The organism is Kutzneria buriramensis (assembly GCF_003387475.1).
GTDB classification, from domain to species: domain Bacteria; phylum Actinomycetota; class Actinomycetes; order Mycobacteriales; family Pseudonocardiaceae; genus Kutzneria; species Kutzneria buriramensis.
In genome coordinates this window covers 135,248-156,292 of sequence record NZ_QUNO01000006.1, presented here as the reverse complement: position 1 = coordinate 156,292, position 21,045 = coordinate 135,248, and the positions used below count along the sequence as shown (strand labels likewise).

Annotated in this window: 20 protein-coding genes and 1 pseudogene; 6 read left to right on the top strand and 15 right to left on the bottom strand. The window is 69.5% G+C overall.

Annotated features, from left to right (window positions below; translation table 11 throughout):
• The first annotated feature begins 96 nt into the window (after positions 1–96).
• Positions 97–771: a hypothetical protein gene (locus tag BCF44_RS18745; RefSeq protein WP_116175627.1), complete on the top strand. Its 675-nt coding sequence runs from the start codon at positions 97–99 to the stop codon at positions 769–771.
• Between the two features lie 139 nt (positions 772–910).
• Here the strand turns inward: BCF44_RS18745 and BCF44_RS57590 are convergent, their stop codons facing one another.
• Entirely contained in the window at positions 911–2,296 is a 1,386-nt protein-coding gene (locus tag BCF44_RS57590; RefSeq protein ID WP_116175626.1) for an ABC transporter substrate-binding protein, read from the bottom strand.
• Positions 2,297–2,459: 163 nt separating this feature from the next.
• A complete protein-coding gene (locus BCF44_RS18735; protein ID WP_116175625.1) occupies positions 2,460–3,020 on the bottom strand; it encodes a TetR/AcrR family transcriptional regulator in 561 nt (186 codons plus the stop codon).
• 89 nt (positions 3,021–3,109) lie between these two features.
• Between BCF44_RS18735 and BCF44_RS18730 the strand changes: the two genes are divergently transcribed.
• Positions 3,110–4,000, top strand: coding sequence for an NmrA/HSCARG family protein (locus tag BCF44_RS18730; protein ID WP_116175624.1), 891 nt, complete (start codon positions 3,110–3,112; stop codon positions 3,998–4,000).
• A gap of 228 nt (positions 4,001–4,228) precedes the next feature.
• Here the strand turns inward: BCF44_RS18730 and BCF44_RS18725 are convergent, their stop codons facing one another.
• A complete protein-coding gene (locus tag BCF44_RS18725; protein ID WP_116175623.1) occupies positions 4,229–5,368 on the bottom strand; it encodes a serine hydrolase domain-containing protein in 1,140 nt (379 codons plus the stop codon).
• 86 nt (positions 5,369–5,454) lie between these two features.
• On the opposite strand from BCF44_RS18725, the gene BCF44_RS18720 reads away from it, so the two are divergent.
• Both BCF44_RS18720 and BCF44_RS18715 read left to right on the top strand, forming a co-directional pair.
• Positions 5,455–6,111: a response regulator transcription factor gene (locus tag BCF44_RS18720; RefSeq protein ID WP_116175622.1), complete on the top strand. Its 657-nt coding sequence runs from the start codon at positions 5,455–5,457 to the stop codon at positions 6,109–6,111.
• Positions 6,108–7,226, top strand: a complete 1,119-nt coding sequence (locus tag BCF44_RS18715) for a sensor histidine kinase (RefSeq protein ID WP_116175621.1) — start codon at positions 6,108–6,110, stop codon at positions 7,224–7,226. The genes BCF44_RS18720 and BCF44_RS18715 overlap by 4 nt, the downstream gene beginning before the upstream one ends.
• A 23-nt stretch (positions 7,227–7,249) precedes the next feature.
• Here the strand turns inward: BCF44_RS18715 and BCF44_RS18710 are convergent, their stop codons facing one another.
• A complete protein-coding gene (locus BCF44_RS18710; protein ID WP_116175620.1) occupies positions 7,250–7,816 on the bottom strand; it encodes a hypothetical protein in 567 nt (188 codons plus the stop codon).
• 100 nt (positions 7,817–7,916) lie between these two features.
• On the opposite strand from BCF44_RS18710, the gene BCF44_RS18705 reads away from it, so the two are divergent.
• Positions 7,917–8,489 (top strand): DUF1707 SHOCT-like domain-containing protein, encoded by a 573-nt coding sequence (locus BCF44_RS18705; RefSeq protein ID WP_116175619.1) that lies wholly within the window; start codon positions 7,917–7,919, stop codon positions 8,487–8,489.
• On the opposite strand, the gene BCF44_RS18700 is transcribed toward BCF44_RS18705, so the two are convergent.
• The 7 genes from BCF44_RS18700 to BCF44_RS18670 all read right to left on the bottom strand — a co-directional run bounded on the left by BCF44_RS18700 (position 8,483) and on the right by BCF44_RS18670 (position 15,896).
• Complete coding sequence (locus tag BCF44_RS18700; RefSeq protein ID WP_116175618.1) at positions 8,483–9,151, bottom strand: thioesterase II family protein; 669 nt, start codon at positions 9,149–9,151, stop codon at positions 8,483–8,485. The genes BCF44_RS18705 and BCF44_RS18700 overlap by 7 nt on opposite strands.
• Before the next feature lie 8 nt (positions 9,152–9,159).
• A complete protein-coding gene (locus BCF44_RS18695) occupies positions 9,160–10,113 on the bottom strand; it encodes a chlorinating enzyme (RefSeq protein WP_246015251.1) in 954 nt (317 codons plus the stop codon).
• A 10-nt stretch (positions 10,114–10,123) separates the two neighbouring features.
• Entirely contained in the window at positions 10,124–10,411 is a 288-nt protein-coding gene (locus tag BCF44_RS18690; protein ID WP_116175617.1) for a hypothetical protein, read from the bottom strand.
• Positions 10,412–10,619: 208 nt separating this feature from the next.
• Positions 10,620–11,816 (bottom strand): cytochrome P450, encoded by a 1,197-nt coding sequence (locus BCF44_RS18685; RefSeq protein ID WP_116175616.1) that lies wholly within the window; start codon positions 11,814–11,816, stop codon positions 10,620–10,622.
• Between the two features lie 46 nt (positions 11,817–11,862).
• On the bottom strand, positions 11,863–13,992 hold the full coding sequence (locus BCF44_RS18680; RefSeq protein ID WP_211353093.1) for an MMPL family transporter: 2,130 nt from the start codon (positions 13,990–13,992) through the stop codon (positions 11,863–11,865).
• 120 nt (positions 13,993–14,112) lie between these two features.
• The gene (locus tag BCF44_RS18675; RefSeq protein ID WP_116175614.1) at positions 14,113–14,937 is read right to left on the bottom strand and encodes an ABC transporter permease; all 825 of its coding nucleotides are present in this window, start codon (positions 14,935–14,937) and stop codon (positions 14,113–14,115) included.
• Entirely contained in the window at positions 14,934–15,896 is a 963-nt protein-coding gene (locus tag BCF44_RS18670; protein ID WP_116175613.1) for an ATP-binding cassette domain-containing protein, read from the bottom strand. Before BCF44_RS18670 ends, BCF44_RS18675 begins: the two co-directional genes overlap by 4 nt.
• A gap of 135 nt (positions 15,897–16,031) precedes the next feature.
• Here BCF44_RS18670 and BCF44_RS18665 point away from each other — a divergent pair, with 135 nt between their 5' ends.
• Entirely contained in the window at positions 16,032–16,757 is a 726-nt protein-coding gene (locus tag BCF44_RS18665; RefSeq protein WP_116175612.1) for a TetR/AcrR family transcriptional regulator, read from the top strand.
• A gap of 61 nt (positions 16,758–16,818) precedes the next feature.
• On the opposite strand, the pseudogene BCF44_RS18660 reads toward BCF44_RS18665, so the two are convergent.
• The 4 genes and pseudogenes from BCF44_RS18660 to BCF44_RS18645 all read right to left on the bottom strand — a co-directional run.
• Positions 16,819–18,267 (bottom strand): annotated as a pseudogene (locus tag BCF44_RS18660) (amino acid adenylation domain-containing protein); the annotation flags it as partial.
• A gap of 14 nt (positions 18,268–18,281) precedes the next feature.
• On the bottom strand, positions 18,282–19,475 hold the full coding sequence (locus tag BCF44_RS18655) for a cytochrome P450 (RefSeq protein ID WP_116175610.1): 1,194 nt from the start codon (positions 19,473–19,475) through the stop codon (positions 18,282–18,284).
• A gap of 22 nt (positions 19,476–19,497) precedes the next feature.
• Positions 19,498–19,731: an MbtH family protein gene (locus BCF44_RS18650; protein ID WP_116175609.1), complete on the bottom strand. Its 234-nt coding sequence runs from the start codon at positions 19,729–19,731 to the stop codon at positions 19,498–19,500.
• Positions 19,728–21,035 (bottom strand): lysine N(6)-hydroxylase/L-ornithine N(5)-oxygenase family protein, encoded by a 1,308-nt coding sequence (locus BCF44_RS18645; RefSeq protein ID WP_116175608.1) that lies wholly within the window; start codon positions 21,033–21,035, stop codon positions 19,728–19,730. The genes BCF44_RS18650 and BCF44_RS18645 overlap by 4 nt, the downstream gene beginning before the upstream one ends.
• Between the last annotated feature and the right edge of the window lie 10 nt (positions 21,036–21,045).

The window sequence follows — 21,045 nt, the reverse complement described above, 5'->3', positions numbered from 1 at the left end:
CACGCTGGTTGCGAGCTGGCCGGCTGCTCCTGGGCTGGCCGGTAGGGAATTCCGGTTCTGCGCCCTGGTGGGGCACTGACGTGCCAGAATCCACGAATGCCGGCCGAAGACACGCGTTTCCATTCCCGGACCGGATCGGACCGGCTCGCCCCGTGGGGCTGGCGCCGGACCACCGTGCGCGTCGGCCTCTGCCTGCTGACCACGCTGCTTGTCTGCGGGCTGATCGGGGTCGGCGCGACCAGCGACAGCGGCGTCGTGCAGGTCTTCTCGTTCATCCTGGGCGTGCTCGGCGGGGCGATCGCGGCCAGTGTCGCGATCGTGCTCACCCGCCGGGTCTGGCCGTTGTTCCCGACGGTGCTGGCCACCTGGTTCTGCATGGCCATGGTCGGCCTGAGCTCGCTGTGGTACCTGGCCGACCACGGCACGCGCATCACCGCGACGGTGGTGTCCACCAGCTGCCAGCGCGCCAAGGGCGGCGGCCTGGCCTGCGCGGCCCGTCTGCGCCGGCCGGACGGCTCGCTGATCGGCGACACGGTCGCGGTGGACGATCGGCCGGACCCCGGTGACCACGTGGACGTCGTGGAGGACCCGGCCGGCGTGCTCGCACCCCGGCTCGGCGACCTCGTCGATCCGGCCGAGATCCCGGTGATCAGGGCGCTGCTGGTCGTCTCGATCGGCCTGCTCGTCGTGCTGTGGGGCGTGATCGGGGTAGTCGGCGGACGCACCCGCCGCACAGATTCGGCTGTCCTGGCGCGCAACAGATCGAGGTAGTGCTCCACATGCTCCGGCTTGCCCGAGCTGGCCAACACCAGACGGTGGCCCTGCGCCTTCACTGCCATCGCGGCCCAAGTAGCCGACCGGGTCCGGTCCCACCAGCAGCTCACCGAGGAATGGCACCGGCGGCCAAGCCCTAACGGGTCGTCAAGCGCTCGGTGAACACGGTGACCGGGCGCTCAACCGGCTCACCGTCCACGGTGATGTCGACGACCTCGTTGTAGAACGCCACATGGTTCCGGATTGCCGCGGCGGCCGGGATCGGGTCCGGGTAGGTCCACACGACGTTGTCCGGGCCGCCACGCACCGACCAGTACCGTGCCTCTCCCTTGTACGGGCAGCGGGTCCGCAACACGCTGCGGACCAGCCGGCTCAGGTCCACGTCCTCGGGCGGAATGTAGTACCGCACCGGCAAGCGGGTCTCGAACACCAGCACCGGCCGCCGGGTGTCGGCCACGACGACGCCGTCCACCGCCACCTGGACGTGCCGCGAGCTGGGCTCCTTGGGGCTGCTCGGGAACAACGGCGCGAACAGGTGGTCGTTGGCTAGCTGGGCGATACCGTTGTCGACGGCGTCGTTGACCGCCGGCCGATCCAGCGCGTAGGCGATGGCCTGGCGGACTTCCTTGCGGTCGAAGGGATGCTGGTCGACCCGCAGGGTCAGGGCGGTCATGCTGGTCGCGGGCGCCCTGTCCAGCACGACATCGCCGGCCTCCTGGATCACCGACGGGTCGGTGATCGCCAGCGTGTCGATGTCGCCGCCCTGCAATGCCAACTGCTCGGCCTGGGCGTCGGCGTAGAACTTCACCCGAACGCCGTCCAGGTAGGGCTTTCCGCGCTGCCAGTACTTGGGGTTGCGGGTGAGCGTTGCCCCGGTCGATGGGTTGTAGTCGGTGAGCAGGAAGGGCCCGGTGCCGATCGCCTTGGACGTGAAGCCGCCGGCGTAGTCGGACTTGAGGATCACCGCGTTGTAGTTGCCGGCCGACACCAGGTACGGGAAGTCGGAGAACGGCCGCTGCAAGGTGAACACCACCGTCGCGCTGTCGCGGACGCTGACCCCGCCCTGGGCCAGCACGGTCTTGAAGGCGGCCAGCGCCGCCGAGTTCTTCGCCGGGTCGAGCAGCCGGTCGAACGAGGCCTTGACCGCGGCGGCGTCCAGTGGCGTGCCGTCAGAGAACGTGACGACCTGGCGCAGCGTGAAAGCCCACTGCTGGTTGCCTTTCTCCGCGCTCCACTTCTCGGCCAGCCGCGGCTTGAGGCTGAAGTCGCTGTCCAACCAGATGAGGTAGTCCGCCACCAGTTGGACGATGGCGATCGCCGAACCGTCGTGCATCGTCACCGGATCGACGGCCGTCGGCGGCACCGGCATGCCGATCCGCAGTGTCCCGCCCGGTTTCGCCGGTCCGGCGGCCGGCGTGCCGCCCGGGTCCGTGCCGGCCGCACACGCGGCGAGCACGGCGGCCAACCCGAGGCCGCCGGCGCCGCGTAACAGGGCCCGACGGGGGAAGACGTGCTGGGGCATGACGGTGATCCTTCTCGGTGGCGCGAGAAACCGTTACGGCACAAGAGGATTTCCTTGACCGCGGCACCGATGCTTGCAGGCGCAATCCGCGGCAACAAGGCACGTCGCCGCCCGTTCATCATGTGGGAGACCCTTGCCCGGACGGTGCCGGCGTGCCAGCGGGCTAGCGCCGTCCGTCCGGGCTCAGGCCGGCGACCACCAGGCCGAACAGCCGGCGCGCCTCGGCCGCGGGGTCCGGGAAGTGCTCAGTGGCCAACACGATGCCGACGATCAACGTGATCAGGTCGACGGCGGCGACCTCCTCGGCCAGCGCCCCGTCGCGAATCGCATTGCGCAGCAACGGATCGGCTGCCTCCTCGAGCGCGGCCGAGCACGAGTTGCGGTGCACGTCGCCGTCGTAGGCCAACGCGGCAGCCAGGCCGCGCGCGGCGACGGAGTAGCTGACGACGTCGGCCAGCCAGGCCAGCAGCGCTTGCCGGCTGTCGGTCTCGTCGGCCAGTTCGTGGGCTCGTGCGCACAGCGCTTCGATTCGCTCGTGCGAGACCGCCGCGAGCAGCGCGTGGCGGGTCGGGAAGTGCCGCCGCACCGTCGCCGAGCCGACGCCCGCCACCCGCGCGATCTGCTCCAGCGACGCGTTGGCGCCGTGCGCGGACACCTCCGCCTCGGCCACCGCGAGGATGCGCGCGTAGTTGCGCCGGGCGTCGGCGCGCTGCTGCTCGGCCATGGCATCCCCTCTTGCTAAGTGGCGGGCCCCGCCATATCGTACCGGACGATAACCGGCGGGCCCCGCCACTTAGCCTCGAGGGAGTACCCATGCCCGACGTTCTCGTGACCGGCGCGACCGGCCGGCAGGGCGGCGCCACCGCCCGCGCCCTGCTCGCCGCCGGCGTGCCCATCCGCGCCCTCGTCCGCGACCCCAGCACCGACCGGGCGCGAGCCCTCGCCGCTCAGGGCGCCGAGCTGGTTGTCGGCGACCTGCACGACCTCGACTCCCTACGCCGCGCCGCCGACGGCGTCCGCACCGCCTTCTCCGTGCAGATGCCCGCCTTCACCTCGACCGGGCCCGACTTCGACGGCGAGGTCAGACAAGCCATCAACCTCATCGAGGCGGCGAAGGCGGCCGGCGTCCAGCAGTTCGTCCACACCTCCGTCACCGGCGCCGGCCAACACGCCGGCGATCCCGCCTGGGGCACCGCCATCCCCAGCCTCGACGCCAAGAGCACCATCCAGGACCACCTCCGGGCCGCCGACTTTCCCCTGTGGACACTGCTCAAGCCCGGCTTCTTCATGGAGAACTTCTTGCCCTCCATGGCTTTCCTGTTCCCGCGGGGCATCGACGGCGGCCTGGTCACCGTGCTCAAGCCACAGACCCGGCTGTCCCTCGTCGCCGTCCACGACATCGGCGTCGCAGCCGCTGCCGCGATCGCCGACCCCACCCGTTTCCACCGGGTCGAGCTCGAACTGGCCAGCGACTACCGCTCGATGAACGAGGTCGCCGCGATCCTCGCCCGCGTGCTGGGCCACCCTCTCTCCGCGCCCGACATGACCATCGCCGAAGCCCTCGCCGCCGGCATGCCGCCCATGGGCGCCGCCCACGACCGGATAAACGCGGTCGGCCAGCCCGCCCGACCGGAGTTCGCCCGGGCCTTCGACATCCCGGTCACCAGCTTCGAAACCTGGGCAGCACAACATCTTCCGAAATGAGTCAAGAGTGGGACGACTCCGCCCACGTGCCGACCTGCTGGCCGCGCCCGACTGATGTTCATGGCGGCCGGCCATGAGGAGCGGGCCCGGTGTCGAGTGCACGAGGCTCCTCCTCCACGTTGCTGACGACGGCATCGATCTGCACGGAACGGACTCCAGCGGCAGCGGCGACCCGCCAGTGCTCGAATCTCCGTTCAACTGATCCACATGAACGGCGCTGTGGCGGCGTCACGCGGTGATGAGTTCGCGTGCCTTGGCCGGCCACGGCGGCACCCCACCGGCGCCGAAGTCACGATTGCTCAGGATCACCGACACCCAGTCGCTGTCGAGGTACATCTGGAAGTCGGTCGACGTGCCGGGTGCGCCCCCGCTGTGGCCCGTCACCCACTGGTGGTTGGCCAGCGTCTTCATCGGTCCGTAGCACTGGAAGGCGACGGGCGGGACCGCGGGCGCCGGCCCGGTCGTCGGCGGCCCCAGCGGCACCTTGCCGCCGAGAGTGAGGGGCGTGAAGGCGGCGTCGAGCAGCGTCGAACCCTGAAGCGCACGGGCGAAACGGGCCATGTCGGCGCAGGTCGAGAAGGCATCGCCGGCCGGCGTGCCGACGTACAGCCGGCGGTCGATGGAATCGAGGTACTCGCCGGAGGGCTGGACCGCGTAGGGGTGGGCGATGCGAGGATCGGCGTGCCACTGCGGCCGGAGGTAGAAGTCCGTGCTGGTCATGCCGGCTGGCCGGAACACCTGCTCGCGGACGTAGTCGTAGTAGGACTGCCCGGAGACCCGGGCGACGATCATGCCGAGCAGGTGGTAACCGGCGTTGCTGTACTCGAACCCGGCCCCCGGCGGGAACCCCAGCGTCGCTCGACGGATGTAGTCGGTCGTGCCGTTCATCACCTGGTCGACGCTGGTCCACGACAGCGCCTCGGCCAGGTAGCCGGGCATCGTGAAGACGTCGCCGAGGCCGGAGGTGTGGGTGAGCAGGTGGTGCACGGTCACGGTCTCCGCGATGCCGGCCGGGAATCCGCTCAGAAAGGCGCCCAGCTTGTCGCCGTATCCGATCTTCCTCGCCTGCGCGAGCTGGGCGATGGCGACCGCGGTGAAGAGCTTGGTCACCGAGGCCATGGCAAACCGGGTGTCCGGTCCGTTGAGCGCGGCGTCGTTGGCGCGGCCGTAGGACCCGGCCGCCACCGTTCGTCCTCTGTGGACGAACAGGTAGCTGCCGGAGAACCCCTGATCACGGAGGAACTGGTCGAACGCGCGCAGGTCACCGGGCGTCGCGGCCGAGGCGGCGCCGGCAAGCGCGCCGGTGGCGAGCACCGCGCCGGAAGCGCCGATCAGGCCGAGCACCGATCGTCGTGTCGTGGTCGTCATGGCCGAAGATCTACCGATCCCGCACGATCGGGGGCCGATGCCCGATCCATACGTGATCCATATGTCGTGGCGGGGACACTGGCCGGATGCGGGTGCTGCTGGTCGAGGACGAGCAACCGCTGGCCAAGTACATCGCGGCCGGCCTGCGCAAGCACGGGTTCGCCGTCGACGTCGCGTTCGACGGGCGCACAGCGCTGGACAAATGCGTGGTCACGCCCTACGACGTCGTCGTGCTGGACCGAGATCTGCCCGTCGTGCACGGCGACACGGTGTGCCGGGAACTGGCCGAGCGCGGCACGGCGCGGATCCTGATGCTCACCGCGTCCGGCACGGTCGAGGACCGCGTCGACGGGCTCACCCTGGGCGCGGACGACTACCTGGGCAAGCCCTTCGCGTTCTCCGAGCTCGTCGCCCGGGTCCGGGCGCTGTCCCGGCGCAGCGCACCCGCGACGCCGCCGCTGCTGCGGGCCGGCGACGTGGTGCTCGACCCGGTGCGCCGCACGGCGGAGCGCGCGGGACGGCTCCTGCACCTGACGCCCAAGGAGTTCGGCGTGCTCGAGCACCTGCTCGCCGCCGGCGGCGCCGTGGTCAGCGCGGAAACCTTGCTGGACAAGGTGTGGGACGAGCACGCCGACCCCTTCACCAACGCGGTCCGGATCGCCGTCGGCACGCTGCGACGCAAGCTCGGCGACCCGCAGCTCATCCAGACCGTGCCGAGCGCGGGCTACCGGACCATCCCATGACCGCGCGCGGCCGACTCGCAATCCTCTACACCGCACTGGTGCTCGCCGCCGGCATCGTGCTCACCGGCCTGACGTACCTGCTGATGCGCAGCAACGCCGGCCGCCGGCAGTCAGTCATCGTCCTCAGCCCGTCGCCAGGATCCGGTGCGCCGCCGGCGCTGCCCGAGGGAGTCAAGGAGGTCACCCTCGTCGATTTCCTCACCCAGGCCGCTGTCGCGCTCGCCGTGGTCACGGTGCTCGCCGCGGCACTGGGCTGGCTGGTGGCCGGGCGGGTGCTGCGACCCATCCGCACGATCTCCGCCGCAGCCCGGCGCCTCTCGGCCGAGGACCTGTCCGAGCGGGTGCCCGTCACCACGCCCGCCGACGAGCTCGCCACCCTGGCCGGCACCATCAACGACATGCTGGACCGCATACAGGAAGGCGTCGCCGAGCGTGACCGAGTTCTCGCGAGCCAGCGCATGTTCACCGCCAACGCCGCCCACGAACTGCGCACTCCGCTGACCATCATGCGCACGGCCATCGACGTCACACTCGACAGCCGGCCCAGCGCGGCGGACCTACTCGCCATGACCGCCGACGTACGCGCCGCCGTCGAGCAGGGCCAGCGCACCCTCGAGGGGCTACTCGCCCTGGCCCAAAGCCAGGCCGGCGCCGGCCCGCGGCACCGCATCGACCTCGCCGACCTCGTCGAATTCGGCGCCACCAGCCTGGACGACGGTGACCTCACCGTGCGCGCCAACCTGCGACCAGCACCGGTCATCGGTGAACCTGTTCTGCTGGAACGCATGTGCGGCAACCTGCTCGAGAACGCCATCCGCCACAACCACTCCGATGGCCACGTCGAATTGACCACCGGCATCGCGAGCCGGTGGGCGTTCCTCCGCATCGCGAACAGCGGGCCGCCCATCGCGCCCACGACCGTCGCACGGCTGCGCGAGCCCTTCGTCCGCGGCGAGGGCGCGCGAATCCACACCGACCGGGGCGCCGGCCTTGGATTGTCCATTGTGGACGCCATTGTCGCCGCCCATCGGGGCGAGCTCGTCATCGCCGCCCGGCCCACCGGCGGGCTCGACGTCACCGTCCGTCTGCCTGTCTTCGGCCGTCCCACTTGGTAGGGACGGGACCCGGCGAAAGATGCTCACAGGCTGCCGTTGACCAGGTAGAAGACGAGGACGCAGGCGCCGGCGAACGCGAGCACCGACATCACAACGTGTTGCACGACCAGGGTGCGATGGCCCAGCTCCTTCTGGACCTTCTGTCGGATGTCGCTCTCCTTGATCTCCGCGAGCACGGCCTTCTTGAGCTGGACGTGCGCCTCCACGGCGTCCTTGCTCCCCAGCTGCACGACCAGGTTCACAAGCAGGAACAGGGCGGTCAGGGCCACCGTCGGCCAGAAGAAGGATTGCAGTGCGTAGAATTTCACGAAGAAGCCGACGGCCGCGCCATAGAGGACGGCGAACGGCACGAGATGGAAGAAGTATTTGCGCCTGCTGGAGACGACGAGTAGTTGCAGGAGCACGAACCAGGCAACGAACAGATAGCTGACGAAATTGCCGATCCGACCCAGTCCCGCGAACGTCAGGACCGCGCCGACCAGGTAGACCGGCAGGATCACGCCGATGGCCAAGGAATGCGAGTATCGCCGGATGGCCTGCCACGCGCCTACGGCGAACAGCACGAGACCGAGATAGAAGATCGAATCCACGATGCCACATCGTAACGGATACTTGTACTATGTTCAAGTGCGGACGTGAGCTTCCGTCGACACTCGACGAGCGACCACTTGAACGCTGTACAATGACAGCATGGTCGAGTTCTCCGACGTGCGCGTCAGCGATGCGGAACGGGAGTCCGCGCTGTCTGCGCTGGGTGAGCACATGGGCACCGGTCGGCTGGGTCTCAGCGAGTTCGACGACCGCAGCGCACAGGTGGCGGCCGCGGTGACGCGTCGCGACCTGGCCGCGTTGTTCGACGACCTGCCCCAGCCGCATCCCACGTTCGACTCGACCGCACCGGTCCCTGCGCCCGCTCCCGAACCGCAGGCGGCGGTCCGCGAGCGGCGGCCGAACGGCACGCGTGTGATCACGCGGGTCGCGGCACCGATTCTCGGGATCGCGGTCGTGGTGCTCGTCGTCGCCCACCTGTGGCTGCTCATAGCGATTCCGGTGCTGCTCGGCGTCGCCGGCGCCGCGCTGGTTCGAGGCAGCCGGGATCCCCGACGCTCCGGTTGGAACGACGGGGACCTCGACGGCGACGACGACGCGTACTACGACGGCGACCGCTACGGTTGGTACGGTCGGGGCTACACGCGCAACTACACCCGCAGCTACATGCGGCGGTACCGTCGAGGACCGCGGTCCGACCGCGACGACTACTGAGCCAGCGCATTCTGCACCACCTGGGCGACGCCGGCGGGATTCGTCGCCGACAGCAGGTGTTCGCCGGTCAGGCGAATGATCGTCGTCTGCGCGGTGGTGTGCTCAGCCCACGCCTCCGGGCGGACAAGCCCGGCATCCTGCTCACCGGCGAGCACCCAGATATTCGCACTCACCGTCGCTCCGCACAGCGCTGTGATGAGCGACCGGGACAGGTAGAGATCGCTGCGGAGCAAGGGAAGAGCATCCTCGACCACCTCCGACGGGCTGGCACCGCCCAGCGCCGCCAATCCGGCCACGGCGTCGGCGACGGAATCCACCTCGCCGGTCCCGACGGGGCCCCGCACGCACGGCGGGGCGTTCGACGCCGCGAGCAGGACCGGGGTGCGGTCCTGCTCGACGGACGCCGCCACCGCCAGCCCGAGGTACGCGCCCAGGCTCTCGCCGTAGATCGCGTCCACTGGGCCGCCCAGCCGCTGCACGAGGTCGTTCACCGCAAGGTCCGCGTCGGTGAGGAGCGGTTCGCGATAGCGGCGGCCTCGGCCGGGCAGCTCTACCGCTCGGCACTCGACAACGCCGTCGAGTGCCCGCAGCACCCGGCGGAAGTAGCCGGCGCCGCAGCCCGACGGCGGGATGAAGGCGACGACGGGGCGTGCATCCGACATGACCCGGCTCAGGCCGTGAACGGCGTGCCCAGCAGTGTCTCCGTGACGATCTTGTTGTGGCCGTACTCGTCCCGGCCGTTCACGAGCACCGCGCCCCACTTGTCCAGGGAGATGCTGCCGCCGTACTCGTAGATGCGGTCGGTGTTCGGGTAGATGCGCACCTTCGTGGGCACGTACCGGGACGCGAAACCCATCCGATAGTCCTTGCCGGAGCTGACGTTCGGCAGCGACGCGTGCATCAGGGTGGACCAGAAGATGACGCACTGGCCGCGCTCCATGACCAGCGACACGGCGTCGTCCTCGTTCGGCTTCCAGTTCGGGTCGAACTGGAGCTGCCGGTAGTCGTAGCCGAAGAAGCCGCGCTGGATCCCGTTCTTGGTCTCCTGGTTGATCTGCTCGGCCCGGTAGTCCATCCGCTTGGTCTCGTCGTAGTTCATCTGGTGCTGCGTGCCCGGGATGATCTGGAGACAGCCGTTGCGCAGCGTGGAGTCGGTGAACGCGGTCCACACGGTGAGCGTGCCGGCGCCGAAGTCGTCCTCCGACTCCCCCGGCCACAGCAGTTGGGGCTTGCCGCTGGCGTTGGCGAACGTGTCGGACTGGTGCCAGTCGGTCCCCTCGTCCCCGGGGTACTTGGGGAAGAACTCGCTGCGCCAGCACAGCAGGTCCGGGCCGAGGATGGACGCGACGCGGTCGATGATGCGCCGGTTGCAGATGTGGCGCGCCAGCGCGTCGACGTCCAGGTGGCGGTCATAGTTCGCGATGTTGGTGGTGCCGGCGATCGCGCCCTCTTCGGCGTACGCCGCGCGCGACCGGTCGAGCGTCTGCCGCTGCGCCGTCTTCCAGATCTCGTCCATCTCGTCCGGCGAGTAGACGGTCACCGGCCCGATGTAGCCCCGCTCCCGGAAGAAGTCCAGCTCTTCGGCACTCAGAGCGAAATCTGTCCGCTCGATGTTCGACGTCACGACGCTGTCCTCACTTCTCGATCGTCTCGGGTCGGTCGACCGGCGTCATCCCGGCCACCGCCTCGCTCAGCGAACGCTCATAGGTGAGCTTCTTGTCGAGCTCGGCGCCGAACGTGCCGCCGAGAAAGATGTTCAGCTTCGAGAACGTCAACGAATGACCGCCGACGTCCAGAAAGTTCTCGGCACCGGTGATGTCGGGATCGTTCAACTCGGTGCGCAACCACTCCACCGCGGCCGTCACTATCTCGGTCCTGTCCGCCGCGTGTTCCGTCTCGTCACTCATCTGCGCCTGCGACATCGGGGGCGACCTCCTCGCCGTCTTCCACCGCGAAGACAATCGGATTCTGGTATCGGCCGTCGCGGAATCCGATCGGCGACAGGCCTGTGCGATAAGGGAAAAACACCTCGCGACGCCAAGCCTATCCACTGATCCAGCATGGTCAAGAGTGACGGAAGTTATGGCGCCCGGTTGTCCTGTCGACGGGACAACCGGGCGCCGTGGCCGATCAATTCACGCGCACCGGCAGGGAGTGCAGGCCGATGAAGTCCGGCGCGCCGAAAAAGCTCGGCGGGTCGGCCGGGTCGGTTCGCATTGCCGGGAAGCGGTCCAGCAGCAGGTTGAACACGATGCGACCCTCCAGCCGGGCCATGTGGGCGCCGAGGCAGTAGTGGATGCCGCGGCCGAACCCGAAGTGCGGATTGGGGTCGCGCCCCGGGTCGAACTCGTGCGGGCGCTCGAACTGGCGCGGGTCGCGGTTGGCCGCCGCATACCAGACCTGGACGATCTGGTCCTTGGGGATCACCGTGTCGCCGACCTTCACCTCGGCCGTGGTGGCCCGGTAGGTGGCCGCGGCGGGGGTGAGGAAGCGCAACGACTCCTCGATCACGCTCGGCACCAGCGCCCGGTCCGCCCGCACCCGCGCGGCCTGGTCGGGGAACTCGTCCAGCAGCAGACCGGTGTTGCCGATCAGGACAGTGCTGGTGAGGTGGCCCGCGCCGAGCATGATGATCGCGAAGTTGGTCACCTCGTTGTCGTTCAGGCCGGTGCCGTCGAGCTTGGTGAGCCCGGTGAGCACCCCCAGCAGGTCGTCGCTCGGGTTCTTGCGATGCCCGTCGACGTGTTCGGCGAGTCGCTCGCGCAGCGGCTGGAGGTGCGCCAGCTGGGCCTCGAGGTAACTCTCCTCGCCGTCCTCGGGCGGCACCGTCGAGATCGGCACGGGGCTGTCGATCGACTGCTGGATGAGCCGGAACAGCTCGCGGTCGCCGGGCGGGATGCCCAGGATCTCGCAGAACAGGATGCCGGACATCGGGTCGGCGAAGTCCTTGATCAGGTCGATCCGGTCGCGGCCGGCGAGCTCGTCCAGGATCCCGGTGGCGAGCTCCGTGATCCGGGCGCCGAGCTTGGCCACCGCGGCCGGGCTGAACACGCGGCCGACCTGCTTGCGCAGATTGGTGTGCTCCGGCTCGGCCATCTGCAGGAGATCGCCCTCCGAGTACTCGTCCTTGTCCTCCGCATCCGGCAGCAGCCGCGACGAGTCGGAGGAGAAGGTCACCGGGTCACCGATGATCTCCGCTGCCTCCGGATAGCCGTAGACGTTCCAGATGCCCATTTTCTCGTCGTGCTCGACGATCCGCTCCGGCTCCTTGCCACGCAGCCAGAAGTGGGCCGGATTGAGACCCCAACGATCAGCGAAATCGCTCATAGTCCTTCCTTCCCCGCACGGGGTGTCCCCCTCTGTCGCACCGCGCTCACCGTTCGGCCATGCTCAGCCGATCCGTGTGGCGCCCGTCCTGCTGACGCGCGGCCTTGGACGGCCACAGGAATCCCCGGCCGACCAGCACGGTGAGCGCCGGCACGAGGAATGGCGCCATCACGAAAGCGCTGATCGCGATGCCGAGCGCCACCGAGAACCCCAGCTGCCGCATCATGGTGACCGGCGCCAGCAACATCACCGAGAACGTGCCGGCGAGAATCAGACCGGCCGCCGCCGCGATGGGCGCCGCGTGTTGGATGGCCCGTCCCGCGGCCTCCCGCGGACCATGCCCCATCGAGATCTCCTCCCGCAAGCGGGAGACCATCAGAATGTTGTAGTCGGTGCCGATGGCGAGCACGAAAAGGTAGAGCAGCAACGGCAGCTGGAAGTTCAGGCCCGGCTTGTCGAGCGCGTCCTGGAACACATAGACCGCCGCGCCCAGCGCGGCCGCGAAGCCGAGCAGCACCGACGGGACCAGGAGCAGCGGGGCCACCAGTGACCGCACGACGAGCGCCAGGATCAGGGCGATCAGCACGGCCGCCGCCACGAGGATCACCGGCAGATCCCGCCGGGTGGCGTGGTCGATGTCGACGTAGCCGGACGTGATTCCGCCGACGTAAACGTTGGTGCCGGCCGGGGCCGCGGCGAGAATCGCCGGTCGCAACGTGTCTCGCATGTGGACGATGGCGTCGTCGGAGAACGGGTCCTGCTGGAGCCGGATGTCCACCTGGGCCACCGAGGGGTCCGCGGTGCCGACCGACGGCGGCTCGACCACCCCGACCCCGGGCAGGTGCTGGACGGCGGCAACGAACGCGGTCAACTGCTCAGGTCCGAGTCGGGACCCGTCCTTGCTGCGCAGCATCACCTCCGCCGGATAGTTCAGGCCGGCAGCGCCCGGGACGACCTTCTCGAACTGCTGCTGCGCCTGGTACGACTCGGTGTCGGTCGGGAATCCGCCCTGGACGTCGTAGCTGAGCTTGAACGTGAACACGCCGGCGCCGAGCACCGCCATCAACGCGACGGACACGACCGCCACCACCGCGGGACGGCGGGCCACCAGCTGACCGAGGCGGGCAGCAGTCCGGCCCTTGGGCTGCCGCTGCCAGCCCTTGGACGGCCAGAAGATGGCCGGCCCGAGCAGCCGCAGCAGCGCCGGGATCAGGGTCAGCGCGGTGACGGCCATCGTGCCCACGGCGATCGCCAGCGCTGGTCCCCACGCCTGGAACAGGCGGAAGGAGGCCAGTAGCAGCACCAGGACGGCCCCCATCGTGGTGAGCGCGGTGCCGATGATGACCCGACCGGCCCGTTCCACCGCGTACCGCAGCGCCGTCGCCCGGTCGTCGCCGGCACGCAGGCGTTCACGGAACCGCCACAGCAGGAACAGGAAGTAGTCCGCGCCGATGCCGAACATGAGGATCAGCACCACGATCTGGAGACTCTGGTCGAAGACCAGGTTGGCCGGCGTCGCGACCATCGCGGCGATGCTGAGGGCGACCTCCATGGTCACCGGGATCACGATGATCGGCAGCACCGCGGCCAGCGGCCCACGGAAGATCAGCAGGATCAGCCCGATGATCAGCACGAGGGTGGCGATGGTGACGATGGACAGCGACTGGCTCAGCGAATTCGAGTCGTCCAGGTAGGCCGCGGCGTCCCCGCCCACCTTCGCCTGGAGATCGCTCCCGGCCAGCAGCTCCGGCAGTGCGGCGCGGATCTGGGTGACCGCGTCGGCCTGCTGCACCAGCACGCTGGCCACCGTGCTGCGGATCATCCGCACGGGAACCCACACCAGGGAGCGGTCAGGCGCGGTCGTCTGGGGGTCGACCCCGGTCACCGACACGATCTTCTTGCCGCGCAGGGCGTCGCCGACCTGCCCCGCCTTCACGACGTCGGCGTCCGTGACGGAGCCGCCGCCGGGATGCCGCAGGATGACGTACACGCCGGTGTACGCCTCCTGCCGTCCGGGGAAGGCGTGCTCCTGGAGGCGATCCACCTGGACCGACTGGTAGTCGTCGGACAGTTCATGACTCTGGTTGGGTTGGGTTGGCAGCGGCGGCGCCAGCAGCACGATCAGCACGGCCGCGACCAGCCAGCCGCCGATGGTCCACCACGGGTGGCGTGCCACCCAGCCCCCAAGGCGCCCTAGCACGACTATTCCTCACTTCCCTGACCGATTACGGGCAGCGTCGTTCCACACGACACCGTCGGCGGTGTCGCGCTGTTGTCTCTCGGTGGTTCGGGGCCGTCAGCCGGCGGCGGCCCCGACCTGTGCCATGCCGCCGCCCTGGCTGGCCCGATCGCGGTTGAACGCCCGCACCGACCAGAGGTATCCGGCGACGGTGATGACGAGGCACCAGCCGACGGCGATGATCCAGTTCGAGCCGACCGGGGTGTCCATCAGCAGGCCGCGGACCGTCTCGATGACGGGCGTGAACGGCTGGTACTCGGCGAACTGCCGCACGCCGGGCGCCATGGAGTCGGTCGGCACGATGCCGCTGCCGATCATCGGCAGCAGAATGAGGGGGAACGGCGCGTTGCTGGCCGCGTCCAGCGTCTTCGCGGTGAGACCGAACGCGACGGCGAGCCAGGTGAGCGCGAACGAGATCAGCGCCAGGATGCCGATCGCACCCAGCCAGCCGGCCGCGCTGCCGGTCGGGCGGAAGCCCATCAGCAGCGCGACCCCGATGACCAGGGCGATGCTGACCAGCGTCTGGAGCATGCTCGCGACGACCCGTGCGATCAGGAAGGCGGGCCGGAAGATGGCCATGGTGCGGAAGCGGGTGACGATGCCCTCGGTCATGTCCACGCTGACCGACGTCGAGGTGCCCACGGCGCCCGTGGCCGTGGTCATGGCGACCAGCCCGGGCACCACGTAGTTGACGTAGTTCCCGTGCGCGGCGCCGGAAGCGGCGACGCCCAGCGCGCCGCCGAAGACGTAGACGAACAGCAGCAGGAAGATGACCGGGATGCCGACGACCGCGACCGCGGTGGTCGGGTAGCGCAGGATGTGCTTGAGGTTGCGCCCCAGCAACGTGACGGAATCGCTGACGGCGTAGGGAAGAGTGCTCATCCGCGGACCATCCTTTCCAGCCGCGCCTGATCGGTGAAGGCGAGGAAGACGTCGTCCAGGTCGGGGGTGTGGATCGAGAGGCTCTGCGCGGTCACCGACGCGCTGTTGAGCCGGCCGAGCAGCGCCTGGAGCGCCTGGACGCTGCCGTCGCCGGGAATCTGGAGCGTGAGCTCGTCGTCGTCACGCGTTCCCTCGCCGGCGAACACCCGGGCAGCCCGGTCGAGGTCGGCGACCGTGGCGAACCGCAGCACGATGTGCCCGCCAGGGACGAGACGCTTCAATTCCTCGGCGGTGCCCTCGGCGACCAGCCGGCCCTTGTCGAGCACGGCGATCCGGTCGGCGAGTTGGTCGGCCTCCTCCAGGTACTGCGTTGTGAGGAAGACCGTCACGCCGCCGGCCACGAGATCGCGCACGATCTGCCACATCGTCCGGCGACTGCGCGGGTCCAGGCCGGTGGTCGGTTCGTCGAGGAAGATGATGCGCGGCGAGCCGACCAGGGTCATCGCGAGGTCGAGCTTGCGCCGCATACCACCCGAATAGGTGAGCGCCGGTTTGGCGAAGGTGTCGCCCAGGTCGAACTGCTCGCGCAGCTCGGCCACCCGGCGACGGCCGTCGGCGCGGCTCAGATGCCACAGCCTGGCCATCAGGCGAAGGTTCTCCTCGGCATTGAGGAAGGGGTCGACGGCCGAGAACTGGCCGGTCACGCCGATCGCCCCACGCACCGCGTCCGGCTCGCGGACCACGTCGTGACCGCCGACGGTCGCCACGCCGTCGTCGGGGGCCAGCAGGGTGGACAGGATCTTCACGACGGTCGTCTTGCCGGCGCCGTTCGGACCCAGCAGCGAGAAGATCGTGCCTTCCTCGACGAACAGGTTGATGCCGTCGAGCACCACCTGCTCGCCGAAGGACTTGCGTAACTGCGCGACCGAGATCGCCAGGGGCGGTGTGGGGATCGCCATGTTTCCTTCTATCCAGAGATTCTTAGCCGCAAAGGAGTTGCATGGTGTTCAAGTCCAGGCGAGTGTAGGGCACTACTTGAACTGCGTGCAAGTGGCGGAGTCGATCATGCCCGAGGCGTGCCTTATCCTGCGGGTATGCCTCGCGAAACGCTGACCCGGGAACAGATCGTGTCGGCCGCCGTCGAAGTCCTGGACACCGAGGGACTGGAGGGGCTGAACATGCGGGCCCTCGGCAAACGGCTCAACTGCGCGGCGACGGCCGTCTACTGGCACGTGCAGAGCAAGGACAACCTCGTCGTGCTCGCCGGCGACGAGGTGTGGAGCGAGATCGAGCTGCCCGATCTCGGCGTGGTGGACTGGCGGACCGCGGCCACGACGATGGCGCACGGCCTGCACGCGATGATCAACCGGCACCTGTGGCTGGTGCCCGCCATGAGCACCCATCTCATCTACGGCCCGAGGAAAGCCCGCCATGACGACCACTGCCTCCGGCTCTACGAGACGGCCGGGTTCAGCGGCCGGGACGCCGACTGGGCGCTGAACACCGTGTTCATGTTCGTTCTCGGCCGGGCCCTCGGCGAGTCGGCCGAGCTGGCCTGGCAGCGGCGGCTGCGGCGGAGCAGCGCGGACGAGCAGCAGCAGATGCACGAGTCGATGGAGAAGATCACCGAGATCGCCATGCAGTTCCCGCGGATGCGCGCCCGGATGGCGGACTGGGACGACGAGGGCGAGGCGCCGGCGGACAACGGATTCGAGTACGGCCTCCAGACCATCCTGGACGGCCTGGCGGTCCGGCTGGCCGGCGGCGGGACGCCGGTGGGCCCGGCCGCGCACACGGCCGGCGCCGCGCACGACGCGTGACGGCGCGGCCGGGCGGCACTCACGGTTGAGTTCCGCGGTCCACCGCTGCCCGGCCGCGTGCCGGGTCGGGCAGCGCGGCTCGGTCGAGCTTGCCGTTGGGGGTCAGCGGAAGCCGATCGAGCACGACGAACGCCGACGGAACCATGTACTCCGGCAGCCGCACCGACGCGAAGCGGCGCAGGTCCCGCACGTCGACGGTCTCGGCGCCCGCCGGCACGACGTAGCCGACCAGCCTGCCGCGACCGGTGGCGGCCACGGCCGCGGCCACCTGCGGATGAGCCACCAGGGCGGCCTCCACCTCGGCCGGCTCGACGCGGAAACCGCGAATCTTGAGCTGGAAGTCGGCGCGGCCGATGCACTCGAGGTCGCCGTCCGCGTTCCGGCGAGCCAGGTCGCCGGTGCGGTACATCCGATGCCCGGGTGGGCCGTACGGGTCCGCGAGGAACCGTTCGGCGGTCAGCCCGGTCCGCCCGTGATAACCGCGCCCCACCTCGCCCGCGACATAGAGCTCGCCGGCCACGCCTGGCGGAACCGGCGCGAGCCTCGCGTCGAGCACGTAGGCGCGCATGTTGTCGATCGGAACGCCGATGGGCACACTGCCCGTGCCGGCCCAGTCCACCGGGACCCGATACGTGGTCGCGTAGAAGCTTTCGGTCTGCCCGTACGCGTTGACCACCCGCGCCCCCGGCAGCGCCGCCCGCACCTGCCCGATCAGCGTCCCCGGCAGCGCCTCCCCGGCGAACACCACCGTGTCGGTCCGGACCTTGCCAGCGATCTGGTCCAGCATCTCGGCGAACACCGACGGCACGGTGTGCACCACGTCGCCGGTCCAGCCGGTCCGTTCGGCGAGCACCAGCACATCGCGTACCACCTCGACGACCGCGCCGTGGGCCAGCGCCGTGAACACCTCGAACACGGACACGTCGAAGTTGATCGAGGTGGTGGCCAGCACGCGGGAACGCGGCCGCACGTCCATCACCCGCGCCAGCGCGGTGATCCCGTTGGCGACGTTCCGGTGGGTGATGGCCACGCCCTTAGGCCGCCCGGCCGAGCCGGACGTGTACATCAGGTAGGCGATGTTGCCCGGCCGCAGCGGCGAGAGGCGCTCGCCCTGGGCCAGGTTGCCCTCCTGGCCCGGAGCGGCGAGATCCAGGGCGTCCAGCAGCAGGTGCGGGGCGTCCGTGACCGGCAACTCCCCCGCCGTGCGGGCATCGGTCAGCACCAGGTCCGGCAACGCCTCGGACAGCACCACCCGCAACCGGCGGCTGGGGTACCGCGGATCGATCGGCAGATACGCGGCCCCCGACTTGAGAATGCCCACCAACGCCACCACGAGGTCGGCCGACCGCGGCAAAGCCAGTCCCACCAGCGACTCCGGCCCGACACCGGCCCGTACGAGGGCACGCGCCAGCCGGTTTGCCCGGCGGTTGAGCTCCCGGTAGCTCAGGCCCACGTCGCCACAGACCACGGCGTCCCGGTCGGGAGCGGAGGCGACCTGCCGCTCGATCATCTCCGCGATGGTCGTCATCCGACGCGGAGCGGCAGCCCGCGGACGCCGATCATGTCCGGGGACGGGAAGAACACCGGCGGGTCCGCCGGATCGACGGCCAGGCCGGGATAGCGGTCCAGCAGGGCGTTCAGCGCGATCCGACCCTCCAGCCGGGCCAACGGCGCGCCGATGCAGAAGTGGATGCCACGGCCGAACCCGAGATGCGGATTCGGATCGCGGCCGGCGTCGAACGCGTCCGGCTCGGCGAACTGCCGCGGGTCGCGGTTGGCCGCGCCCAGCCACACCAGGACCATCTTGTCGGCCGGAATGGCAACCCCGCCGATCTCGACGTCCCGGGTCGTGCGCCGGGACATCGCCGCCGACGGGGTGAGCGTCCGCAGCGCCTCCTCGATCGCCGTGGGCACGAGAGAGCGATCCGCCCGCACCCGTGCTCCCTGGTCCGGGTAGGCGTCGAGGCACACCATCGTGTTGCCCAGCAGCATGGTCGTGGTGATGTGCCCGGTCACGAGCAGGATGTTCGCGATGTTGACGATTTCGTTGTCGGTCAGGCGAACCCCGTCCACCTCGGCCGATGCGAGCTGGCTGAGCATGTCCTCGCGGGGGCGCTTGCGCCGCTCCAGCACGTGCTCGAGCAGGTAGTCGAGCAACGGCTGGATGCCGGCTGTCGCCTCGTCGACCTCCTTCTGCTCGTCCTCGCCCCCGGTGAGGTAGGCCATCCCGTTCAGGTCGTCGATGATGCGGAACGCCCACTTCTTGAACAGGTCGCGGTCGCTGCTCGGCACGCCCAGCAGCTCCGAGATCACGACGACCGGCAGCGGATAGGCCAGATCGGTCACCAGGTCGAACCGGTCTCGGCCGGCGATCCCGTCCAGCAGTTCGGCGGTGATCTCGCGGATGCGCGGCTCCAGCCCGGCGATGGCCTTCGGCGTGAACGCGTGGCTGAGCAGCTTGCGGTACCTGGTGTGGTCCGGGGGATCCATCTGGGTCAGGTCGCCGTCGTTCAGCGACTCGTCGTACGTGATCGGCGCGAGGTGCGCCGTCCTCGACGAGAACGTCCGCGGATCGTTGAGGATGTCGAACGCCTCCTGATATCCGTAGACGCCCCACAGGCCCATGTTCTCGTCGAACTGGACCGGCAGCTCGGGCCGCAGCCCGCGCAGCCACGGGTGACCGGGGTGGATGTCCCACCGGTCGACGACGCTGCTCATCGGATCTCCCTTCGTGGTCGGACTAGCGCGCCGACGCGGCGCCGTCGGCCGCCATCGCGTCGCGCAGGCTCTTCGGCCGGATGTCGGTCCAGTTCTCCTCGACGTACTTCAGGCAGTTCGACCGGCCTTCCGCGCCGAACACGACCCGCCAGCCGCCGGGCACCTCGGCGAAGGTCGGCCACAGCGAGTGCTGCTCCTCGTCGTTGACCAGCACGTAGAACTGGCCGTTCTCGTCGTCGAACGGGTTGGTGCTCATGCGTGGACTCCGTTTCCGTTGGTGGACAGCCGCCGGCGCGCGATCGACGCGGCGATCTCGCCGCTGCGCACCGCGATGTTCGACAGCAGTGACGAGGACAGCCCGTGGGTGTGCTCGGTGCCGCCCTGGAGGTAGATCCCGCAGTCCAGATCCGGCGTGACCAGCCGGTAGTCGCGGTCGACCTGGTACCGGCCGTCGCCGTCGTAGACGCAGTACCGAGCCAGGTCGCCGAGCAGGTCGGCCGGCTCCATCGGGCTGTAGCCGGTGGCGCAGACCAGCACGTCGACGTCGAGGTCGGCGGCCTGCTCGGTGGCCGTCGAGTGCACCGTGACCCTCGTGTCCTCGCCGACCCGCTTCACGTCGAGGACCCGGGAGAGGTTGAGAAAGGCCAGCCGCCCGGGGCGGCCGAGATCGTCGTCGTACTGGCGCCGGTAGAGGTCCTTGATCACCTCGTCGTCGACCACCGAGTAGTTGGTGTTGCGGTGGTAGCGCCAGATCGCGTCCTTGGCCTGATCCGACCCGGCGTAGAAGTCGTCGACCGCCGCCGGGTCGAAGATCTGGTTGGCGAACGGGGTGTTGTCGGCGATGGAGTAGCCGTAGGACGGGATGATCGCGAACACGTTCGCGTCGGGCAGCATGTCGTAGAGGAACCGCACGATCTCCGCGGCGCTCTGCCCCGCCCCGACGACGGCCACCCGCTTCAGCCCGCTGTGGTCGGCTCGCGAGAACTTGTGCAGGAACTCCGAGCTGTGCCAGACGAATTCGTCGGTCTGCAGGCCCGCCGGCATGCGCGGCACGAGCCCGGTGGAGATGACGACGTTGCGCGCGGCGACAGTGCGGGACCCACTGGGCGCGGTGCGGTCGCGCACCTCGACCTCGACGTGGTCGTCCTCGCCCGGGCGCTGAGCGCACGGCAGCCGCATGGCGGTGACCTCGGACTGGTACGACACCCGGTGCGACACACGGGACTCGGCCCACTCTAGGTAGTCGTGGAACTCGCGGCGGGTGGGAAAGAAGTCCTGGTTGTTGACGAACCGCGCCAGCCGGCCCCGATCGTGCAGGTAGGACACGAAGCTGAAGGTCGACGTCGGGTTCCGGAACGTGACCAGGTCCTTGAGGAAGGCGACCTGCATCTTCGCGGCGGGCACCAGCATGCCGCGGTGCCAGCCCAGCGACGGCTGCCGCTCGAAGAAGGCGGAGGTGAGCCGCTGCGGGCTCTCCTCCAGCGCGATGGCCAGCGACAGGTTGGCTGGTCCGAACCCGATGCCCACGACGTCGTACGTCTCCGACCCACGTGTGTCCATGAGATGGTCC